This window comes from Mesorhizobium sp. M2C.T.Ca.TU.002.02.1.1, from assembly GCF_003997225.1.
This window is the reverse complement of record NZ_RZTO01000158.1, coordinates 1-9,748: the sequence shown is the minus strand read 5'-3', so window position 1 is coordinate 9,748 and position 9,748 is coordinate 1. Positions and strand designations below refer to the sequence as shown.

Below are 9,748 nucleotides of genomic sequence, written 5' to 3'. Positions count from 1 at the left end.
GCGTAACCCCTGCGGGCCAGCGGTCATCAAATCGACCGCATCAAAGGCCGAATACATGACCGCTCCAGACTTGCGCCGTATCTGCTAATTGCCTCTTGCCTAAGAGGGGCCGTCCATACATGACGACATTGGGGCCTACAGCGGCACCACCTTGCCCTCTGCCAACGTCACCCGCCGGTCCATGCGCCCGGCGAGTTCGTGGTTGTGGGTGGCGATCAGCGCCGCAAGGCCCGACTGCCTGACCAGCGCCTCCAGCGCGTCGAAGACGTAGGAAGCGGTGACCGGATCGAGATTGCCGGTCGGCTCGTCGGCCAGGAGCACCAGCGGCGCGTTGGCGACGGCGCGGGCAATGGCGACACGTTGCTGCTCGCCGCCGGAAAGCTCGGCCGGCCGGTGCTGCGCGCGCTTGCCGATCTGCATATAGTCGAGCAGCTGCGCCGCCCGCTCGGATGCCTCCTTGGGGCCGAGCCCCTTGATCAGTTGCGGCATCATGATGTTCTCGAGCGCCGAGAACTCCGGCAGCAGATGATGGAACTGATAGACGAAGCCGACATCGTTGCGGCGGATCGCGGTGCGATCCTCGTCCGACAGCCGCCCGCAGGCACGGCCGGCGAGGATCACGTCGCCCGCATCGGGTCGCTCCAGCAGCCCGGCCGTGTGCAAAAGGGTCGACTTGCCGCTGCCCGACGGCGCCACCAGCGCCACCATCTCGCCGCGCCTGAGCGAAAAGTCGGCGCCGTTCAGAATGGTGAGCTTGCGCGGCCCCTGGACATAGTGCCGCTCGACGCCCTTCAACTCGATAATGGCCTCGGCCATCATTCGTACCTCAAGGCTTCGACCGGATCGAGCCGGGCGGCACGCCAGGCCGGGAACACCGTCGCGAGGAACGACAGGGCCAGCGCCATGATCACCACATAGGTCGTCTCGCGCGGATCCATCTTGGCCGGCAACTGGCTGAGGAAATAGAGCTCGGGATTGAACAGGATCCTGCCGGTCATCCAGGAGAAGAACTGGCGGATCGATTCGATGTTGAGGCAGATGACGACGCCGAGCAGCACGCCGGCGATCGTACCGGTGACGCCGATCGCCGCGCCCGTCATCAGGAAGATGCGCAGGATCGCGCCGCGCGAGGCACCCATCGTGCGCAGGATCGCGATGTCGTGGCCCTTGTCCTTCACCAGCATGATGAGGCCCGAAATAATGTTGAGCGCGGCCACCAGCACGATCAGCGTCAGGATCATGAACATGACGTTGCGCTCGACCTGCAGCGCCGAGAAGAAGGTCTCGTTGCGCTGGCGCCAATCGACGAGGTCGACTGGCCGCTGCGCCGCCTGCTCGACCAATGGTTTCAGCGCGTCGACATTGTCGGGACTGTCGACATAGATCTCGATGGTCTGCGCGCGCCCGTCCATGTTGAAATAGAGCTGGGCTTCGGAAAACGGCATATAGACGATCGAGCTGTCATATTCCGACATGCCGACCTCGAAGATCGCCGCCACCTTGTAGCCCTTCATGCGCGGCGTGGTGCCGAGCGGCGTCACGTCGCCGTCGGGCGAGATCAGCGTGATGGTGTCGCCGAGCACCAGCCCCAGGCTTTCCGCCATGCGCTTGCCGATCGCCACGCCGTCGCCGGTATCGAAGCCGTCGAGCGTGCCCTGCTTGATGTTGCTGGCGACGATCGAAATCTTGTTGAGGTCCTCGCCGCGGATGCCGCGCACCAGCGCGCCCGTGCCGCCGCCGACATTGCCTTGCGCCAGCACCTGGCCATCGATCAGCGGGATCGCGTATTTGACGCCCGAAACACCGTTGATGCGGCTCGCCACCTGGGCGTAGTCCTCCAGCGGCGAATCGAGCGGCTGCACGATGAGATGGCCGTTGACACCGAGGATGCGGGTGAGCAACTCGGCGCGGAACCCGTTCATCACCGCCATGACGACGATCAGCGTCGCGACGCCCAGCATGATGCCGAGGAAGGAGATCGAGGCGATGACCGAGATCACCGTCTCCTTACGCCGCGAGCGCAGATAGCGCCAGGCCACCATGCGCTCGAAGCCGGAGAAAGCGCCCGCCCCTGATCTGGCCGCTGCCGCCGCCTCGCTCATGCGGCGATACCCAGGCGCTTCTTGGCCTCGGCGATCGGCAGCGTCTCGCGCTCGCCCGACTTGCGGTTCTTGATCTCGACCTCGCCGGCGGCCACGCCGCGCGGGCCGACGATCACCTGCCAGGGCAGGCCGATCAAGTCGGCGGTGGCGAATTTGCCGCCCGGCCGCTGGTCGGTGTCGTCATAGAGCACGTCCTTGCCGGCCGAAGTCAGCGCCGCGTAGAGCTCGTCGCAGACACGGTCGCATTCGCCGTCGCCGACCTTCATGTTGATCAGGCCGATGTCGAAGGGCGCCACCGCTTCCGGCCAGATGATGCCGTTCTCGTCATGGCTCGCCTCGATGATCGCCGCGACCAGCCGCGACGGACCGATGCCGTAGGAACCGCCGGATGCATAATGGTCCTTGCCGTCGGGACCGGTCACCTTGGCGTTCATCGGCTTGGAGTACTTCTCGCCGAAATGGAAGATATGGCCGACCTCGATGCCGCGCGCCGAGAGCCGGTCGCCTTCGGCGACTTTCTCCCAGGCCGCCTCGTCATGCATTTCGTCGGTGGCGGCGTAAGGCGTCGTCCATTTCTTCACGATGCCGCCGATCTCGGCGTCGTCGGAGAAGTTGGTGTCAGCGCCGGGCACGTCGAGCGCGAGATAGGCGCGGTCGCAGAACACCTGGCTCTCGCCGGTCTCAGCCAAGATGATGAACTCATGGCTGAGGTCGCCGCCGATCGGGCCGGTGTCGGCGCGCATCGGAATGGCCTGCAGACCCATGCGCGTGAACGTCCTGAGATAGGAGACGAACATGCGATTGTAGGCGGCTTTCGCGCCCTCGAAATCGAGGTCGAAGGAATAGGCATCCTTCATCAGGAACTCTCTGCTGCGCATGACGCCGAAGCGCGGGCGCACCTCGTCGCGGAACTTCCATTGAATGTGGTAGAGATTGAGCGGCAGGTCCTTGTAGGACTTGACGTAAGCGCGAAAAATCTCGGTGACCATCTCTTCGTTGGTCGGACCGTAGAGCATGTCGCGGTCCTGGCGATCCTTGATGCGCAACATCTCCTTGCCGTAATCGTTGTAACGGCCGCTCTCGCGCCACAGATCCGCCGACTGGATTGTCGGCATCAGGATTTCCAGCGCACCGGCGCGGTTCTGTTCCTCGCGGATGATCTGGCAGACCTTGTCCAGCACGCGCTTGCCCAGCGGCAGCCATGAAAAGCTGCCCTGCCCTTGCTGGCGGATCATGCCCGCGCGCAGCATCAGCCGGTGCGAGACGATCTCGGCCTCGCGGGGATTTTCTTTGAGAATGGGCAGGAAGTAGCGCGACAAACGCATGGACTGGTCCGTGAATGAAGATGGCGGCGCGGGGAATCGGCGCGCCTCAGGCTGCTTGCCCGGGCTTCATAGCCATTTCATGGCCGAATGGAAACCCGAGTGCCCCAAAGTATCGGGCCTTCTGCACCTTACCAAAAAGGCGATTTAGGCTGCAAAGTGCCGCAAATGGCTTTTTGATCGATTCACAAGCAAGCCCTGCCGCACTATTGTGCAGTGCAGCACGATATTGCCTGTTTCGAGGCAAAATTCTTCGTGACATTTTCACCTGCCTTGGTCTAGTGTGCGCCGATAACCGAGAGGGCGGAGAAAAATCTGCTCTCCTACGCGGTCAAAGTCTTGGGAGGATGCGATCTAGGCGCGGTAACTCGCTGCCGCCGGACACCGGAAACGGATCGGACGCGTTTAAATTGCAAGGCCTCGTGCCTTGCATTTTTTTTGTGCAATCATCTGCTTAGCACGACCATCTGCCAAACAGCATCAGCCATGATTAGTCGCCGAAATCGGAAGCCGGCTTCCGATTTCAACCTTGGCGCGCGCTTGCAGGTCAATACTTGCGGAAACTGTGCTCCGAGCAATTCCAGGAAAAGTGTGAGCGGTTTTCCGACCGGAATTGCGGCAAACAAGGAGATAGAGCGGTTCGCCGTTTCCATGAAACGGTGAGACGCTCCAGCGGCGTCAGTGACTGGCGTCCGGCGTGAAGTCAGGCATGACCCGCATGATGTCGTCGAAGCTGAATCCCAGCCCCATCGTCAGGCCATAGAAAGTGCCCATCACGACCACCGTCAAGACCGCCGCGCGGAGGAAGGCGCGCCGCATATGCGGCCCACGCGGCGCGCTGGAAACGGTGCCGAGCGTCACATCCTGGTCGTCGTCCTGCGTGCGCAGGCTGAACGGCAGAACGATGAACAGCATCAGCCACCAGGTGACGAAGAACAGCGCGGCGAACAGAACCCAGTTCATGCCTGCTCCAGTTCGACCAGCGTGCCGAAGAAATCCTTGGGATGCAGGAACAGCACCGGCTTGCCGTGAGCCCCGATCTTCGGGTTGCCGTCGCCCAGCACGCGCGCGCCGCTTGCCTTCAGATGGTCGCGGGCAGCAAGGATATCGTCGACCTCGTAGCAGACATGATGCATGCCGCCCGAAGGGTTCTTCTCGAGGAACGCCGCGATGGGTGATGTCTCGCCCAGCGGCTCCAGCAATTCGATCTTGGTGTTGCCTACATCGACGAACACCACGGTCACGCCATGCTCCGGCAACGCCTGCGGCTCGCTCAATCGCGCGCCCAGCGTATCGCGATAGGCGGCCATCGCCGCGGCCAGGTCCGGCACGGCAAGCGCAACATGGTTGAGGCGTCCAAGCATTGGTTCACTCCAGGGGAGTAGTCAGTGGTGAATGGTGAATGGTATCGAACCAGCAGACATCGCTATTCACTATTCACCATTCACTATTCACCACTCACTACCTGGTCACAAACACCGTCACCAACGGCTTCTTGCCCCAGGCTTCGTTGGCGGCGGCGCGCACGGCGCGGCGAACTGCCTCCTGCACCAGGTCGAGGTCTTTTCGGCGCTGACGCGGAATGGAGTCCACCGCGCCGATTGCCGCATCGAGCATCAGGTCCTCCAGCGTCTCGCCGCTGGCATCCGCCTCGGCGACGCCGATCGCCACCAGGTCGGGGTCGCCGGCAAGCTCATATTTGTCGTCGAGAACGACATTGACCGCGACATGGCCGGCGAAGGAAAGCTTGCGGCGATCGCGTATGCCCATCGCCTGGTCGGTGCCGATCAACAGGCCGTCCTTGTAGAGCCGGCCGAACGGCACCTGGTCGATGATCGTCGCCGGGCCGGGCCATAGTCTCAGCATGTCGCCGTCGCGCACCTGCGCCACCTGGCCGATGCCGGACATCGACATCAGCGAGCCCTGCGCCACCAGATGCGCCGCCTCGCCATGTACGGGAACGCCGATCTGCGGCCGTACCCATTCATACATCTTGCGCAACTCGCTGCGGCGCGGATGGCCAGAGACATGCACCAGCGCATCGCCGTCCTCGATGATCTTCATGCCGAGGTCGATCAGCCGATTCTTGATCTCGAGGATCGCCTTTTCGTTGCCGGGAATGGTGCGCGAGGAAAACACCACCGTATCGCCGGCCGTCAGCGCCACCGACTTCATCTCGTCGCGCGAAAGCTTGGCAAGCGCCGCCAGCGGCTCGCCCTGGCTGCCGGTGCAGATGATCACCAGGTTCTCGCGCGGGATATAGCCATAGTCCTCCTCGGCGATGAATTCCGGCAGGCCGTCCATGTAGCCGAGCTCGCCCGCCACATCGATGACGCGCTTCAGCGAGCGGCCGAGCACGAGACATTGCCGGCCGGCATCGCGCGCCGCCCTGGCGATCGAGACGATGCGCCCGACATTGGAGGAGAAGGTGGTGACGGCGACGCGGCCTTTGGCTTGCTCGATGACGCCCTTGAGGCCCTCGCCGACCGCCACTTCCGACGGCGACTCCCCTTCCCGCAACGCATTGGTGGAATCGCAGATCAGCGCTAGCACGCCCTTGTCGCCATAGGCGCGGAAGCGCGCCTCGTCGGTCTTCGGACCGATCGTCGGCGCCGGATCGATCTTCCAGTCGCCGGTGTGGATCACTGTGCCGGCGGGCGTGGTGATCGCCAGCGACATCGGCTCGGGGATTGAATGCGCCACGGGAATGGCCTCGATCTCGAACGGCCCGACGGTGAATTTCTCGCCGGCCCGGTAGATCGACGCCGGAATCTTCGGCGCGTTCTGCTCGCCCTGCCGCTTGGCCTCGAGCAGGCCGGCGGTGAAAGGCGTCATCCATACAGGCGCTTTAAGCTTCGGCCAGATATCGAGCAGCGCGCCGTAATGGTCCTCATGCGCATGGGTGATGACGATGCCGCGCAAGCCGTCGAGGTTCTCCTCGATGAAGCGCGTATCGGGCAGGATCAGGTCGACGCCGGGATGCGCCGAGTCCGGAAAAGTGACGCCGACATCGACGATGATCCACTCGCGCCCGTCGGCAGGCCCATAGCCGTAGAGGGCGAGGTTCATACCGATCTCGCCGACGCCGCCCAGCGGCGCGAAGACGAGCTCGGCGTTTTCTCTATTCGCCATGAATTCTTTCCTTCCTGGCCGTCAGGCCAAGCCTTTGGAGCAGTTCCGGGAAAAACGTGTCACGGTTTTCCGTCCGGAATTGCACAAAACAAACTATACCCGGGCCGAGGCGACCGCGCCGAAATGCACGTCGCCGGCCGCGATCGTCAAAACCGATCCCTCATCGTCGCGGATCACGAAACGGCAGTCCTCGTCAATGGTCTCGAAGACGCCGCGCACCACATTGCCGTCAATTCTGACAGCAACCTCGCCGCCGAGCCCTGCCGCGCGGGCAAGCCAGCGCTTTCTGATGGCATCGAGCCCGCGCCCGTCATCCCACAGCCGGGCATTCTCGCTCCAGGCATCCGACAGCGCCAGGAACAGCGTTTCGGCATCGCAATCGGCGCCCAATGCCTGCAGCGACGTCGCCGGATAAGGCAAATCCTGCGGATAAGCCACGACATTGACACCGATGCCGATGGCAACCGCGAAACGGCTGCCTTCCAGCATGCTCGATTCCAAAAGGATGCCGGCAAGCTTGGCGCCCGAAGCCAGCACGTCGTTCGGCCATTTCAGCTCGAAGCGGTTGCGGCCCTGGTTCGCGCCATCCAAGGCGACGGCGATCCGGCCTTTCGGCACGACGGCGTCGAGCGCGTCGGCCAGCGCCAGGCCCGCGACGAAGCCGAGCGTCGCCGCAAGCCGCAGCTCGCCGCCCGGAACCAGGAGCAATGTCGCCGCAAGATTGCCTTCCGGCGTCGCCCAGGCGCGGCCACGCCGGCCGCGACCGCTTTCCTGCTTCTTCGAAACGACCCAGAGTTTTCCCGCATCGCCGGCGCGCGCATGGTCCAGCGCCAGCGCGTTGGTGGAGCCGACGCTGTCATGCGCCTCGAGCCGGAACCCCTCCGACGCCGCGGTTGGAGCCAGTCGAAACGCCATCCCGTCAGAAGAAGGTCTTCGCGGCGGCTTCGGCATAATTGCCGATCGGCCCGCCGATCAGCACGTAGAACAGCACGAAGGCGCCGCTGACGCCGAGCACCAGGCGCAATTCGCTCGCCATCGGCACGAAGCCGCCGACCGGCTCGTCGAACCACATGATCTTGATGATACGCAGGTAATAATAGGCGCCCACCACCGAGGCCAGCACGCCGATGATCGCCAGCGCGTAAAGATGCGCGTTGATGGCGGCCAGGAACACGTACCACTTCCCCCAGAAGCCGGCGAGCGGGGGAATGCCGGCCAGCGAGAACATCAGGATGGTGAGGATGGTGGCCATGATCGGATTGGTCGAGGCAAGGCCGGCCAGATCGCCGATCTGCTCGACATTGCCTTCCTTGCGCCGCATGGCGAGGATGAAGGCGAAGGTGCCGAGCGTCATCACCAGATAGATCAGCATGTAGATGACGACGCCACGCACGCCGGCCTGGCTGTTGGCGGCAAGGCCGACCAGCGCGTAGCCCATATGGCCGATCGAGGAATAGGCCATCAGGCGCTTGATGTTGGTCTGGCCAATGGCCGCGAAAGCGCCCAGCGCCATCGAGGCGATCGAAATGAAGACCACGATCTGCTGCCAGTCCGAAGCGATCGGCTTGAAGGCGCCCATGGTGACGCGCACGATCAGCGCCATCGCAGCCATCTTCGGCGCCGCCGCCAGGAAGGCGGTGATCGGCGTCGGCGCGCCCTCATAAACGTCCGGCGTCCACATATGGAACGGCACCGCCGAGATCTTGAAGGCGAGGCCGGCCAGCACGAAGACCAAGCCGAAGACGAGGCCGAGCTGACGCTCGCCGCTGCCCAGCGCCGTCGCGATTTCCTGGAAGCCGGTGTTGCCGGTGTAACCGTAGACGAGGCTGATGCCGTAGAGCAGCATGCCCGACGACAGCGCGCCGAGGACGAAGTATTTCAGGCCCGCCTCGGTCGAACGCAGATTGTCGCGGTTGATCGCCGCCAGCACGTAGATCGCCAGCGACTGCAGCTCGAGCCCGAGATAAAGCCCGATCATGCCGTTGGCCGAGATCATCAGCATCATGCCGAGCGTGCAGAGCAGGATAAGCACCGGGAATTCGAACTTGTCGAAATGTTCCTGCTTGGCAAAGCGTATCGACATGACCAGCGTCACCGCCGAGCCGATCAACGCCAGCATCTTCATGAAGGCGCTGAAGGAATCCTGCACGAAGGCGCCGCCATAGGCAGCGCCCTGCCCGCCGGAGAAGGCGAGCCACAGGCCGGCCACCACCAGCACGAGGACGGCCAGGCCGGTCACGGTCATGGTGCTGTTGGAGCGCGAATAGGCCCCGATCATCAGGAGCACCAGCGCGCCGACAGCCAGGATCAGTTCCGGCGTCGAGAGCGAAAAGCTGGAGAGAAGGTCCGGCGTCATGGTCTATTCCCCAGTCAGTTCGCCGCCGCGGTCTGCGCGGAATTGATGGATGCGGTGACGTTGGTGACGAGCGCCTTGACCGATTGGGCGGTCGCGTCGAACACCGGCGCCGGATAGACGCCGAAGAAGATGACCAGCACCACCAGCGGATACATGATCGCCTTCTCGCGCGGCGAGAGATCCAACAGGTTCTTCAGGCTGTCCTTGGTCAGCGCGCCGAAGATCACCCGGCGGTAGAGCCACAGCGCGTAAGCCGCCGACAGGATGACGCCGGTGGCGGCGAAGAACGCCACCCAGGTGTTGACCCGGAAGACGCCGAGCATGGTCAGGAATTCGCCGATGAAGCCGCTGGTGCCTGGAAGCCCGACATTGGCCATGGTGAAGATCATGAACACGGTGGCGTATTTCGGCATGTTGTTGACGAGGCCGCCATAGGCATCGATCTCGCGCGTATGCATGCGGTCGTAGATGACGCCGACGCACAGGAACAGCGCGCCCGAGACGAGGCCGTGGCTGAGCATCTGGTAGATCGCCCCCTGCACGCCTTCCTGGTTCATCGCGAAGATGCCCATGGTGACGAAGCCCATATGGGCGACCGAGGAATAGGCGATCAGCTTCTTCATGTCCTCCTGCATCAGCGCCACCAGCGAGGTGTAGATGATGGCGACGACGGAGAGCGTGAACACCAGCGGCGCGAACATCGCCGAGGCTTCCGGGAACATCGGCAGCGAGAAGCGCAGGAAGCCGTACCCGCCCATCTTCAAGAGGATGGCGGCCAGGATGACCGAGCCCGCCGTCGGCGCCTCGACATGCGCATCGGGCAGCCAGGTGTGCAC

9 protein-coding genes are annotated in these 9,748 nt (G+C 63.5%); all 9 read right to left on the bottom strand.

Annotated elements, in window-relative coordinates; genetic code table 11:
* Positions 1-135: 135 nt before the first annotated feature.
* Positions 136-819 (bottom strand): ABC transporter ATP-binding protein, encoded by a 684-nt coding sequence (locus EOD07_RS11320; RefSeq protein WP_206519458.1) that lies wholly within the window; start codon positions 817-819, stop codon positions 136-138.
* Positions 816-2,102 (bottom strand): lipoprotein-releasing ABC transporter permease subunit, encoded by a 1,287-nt coding sequence (locus EOD07_RS11315; RefSeq protein WP_127235507.1) that lies wholly within the window; start codon positions 2,100-2,102, stop codon positions 816-818. Before EOD07_RS11315 ends, EOD07_RS11320 begins: the two co-directional genes overlap by 4 nt.
* A complete protein-coding gene (proS, locus tag EOD07_RS11310) occupies positions 2,099-3,427 on the bottom strand; it encodes a proline--tRNA ligase (protein ID WP_127235506.1) in 1,329 nt (442 codons plus the stop codon). Before proS ends, EOD07_RS11315 begins: the two co-directional genes overlap by 4 nt.
* Before the next feature lie 675 nt (positions 3,428-4,102).
* The gene (locus tag EOD07_RS11305) at positions 4,103-4,387 is read right to left on the bottom strand and encodes a DUF1467 family protein (RefSeq protein WP_127235505.1); all 285 of its coding nucleotides are present in this window, start codon (positions 4,385-4,387) and stop codon (positions 4,103-4,105) included.
* A complete protein-coding gene (gene mce, locus EOD07_RS11300; protein WP_041011890.1) occupies positions 4,384-4,788 on the bottom strand; it encodes a methylmalonyl-CoA epimerase in 405 nt (134 codons plus the stop codon). Before mce ends, EOD07_RS11305 begins: the two co-directional genes overlap by 4 nt.
* Positions 4,789-4,885: 97 nt before the next feature.
* Positions 4,886-6,556: a ribonuclease J gene (locus EOD07_RS11295; RefSeq protein WP_127235504.1), complete on the bottom strand. Its 1,671-nt coding sequence runs from the start codon at positions 6,554-6,556 to the stop codon at positions 4,886-4,888.
* A gap of 93 nt (positions 6,557-6,649) precedes the next feature.
* Positions 6,650-7,471 carry a biotin--[acetyl-CoA-carboxylase] ligase gene (locus tag EOD07_RS11290; protein WP_127235503.1) on the bottom strand — a complete coding sequence of 274 codons (822 nt, stop codon included), beginning with the start codon at positions 7,469-7,471 and terminating at the stop codon, positions 6,650-6,652.
* 4 nt (positions 7,472-7,475) lie between these two features.
* Positions 7,476-8,912, bottom strand: coding sequence for an NADH-quinone oxidoreductase subunit NuoN (nuoN, locus tag EOD07_RS11285; RefSeq protein WP_127235502.1), 1,437 nt, complete (start codon positions 8,910-8,912; stop codon positions 7,476-7,478).
* A gap of 14 nt (positions 8,913-8,926) precedes the next feature.
* On the bottom strand, positions 8,927-9,748 hold an 822-nt coding region (locus tag EOD07_RS11280), incomplete at its 5' end, for an NADH-quinone oxidoreductase subunit M (RefSeq protein WP_164772173.1).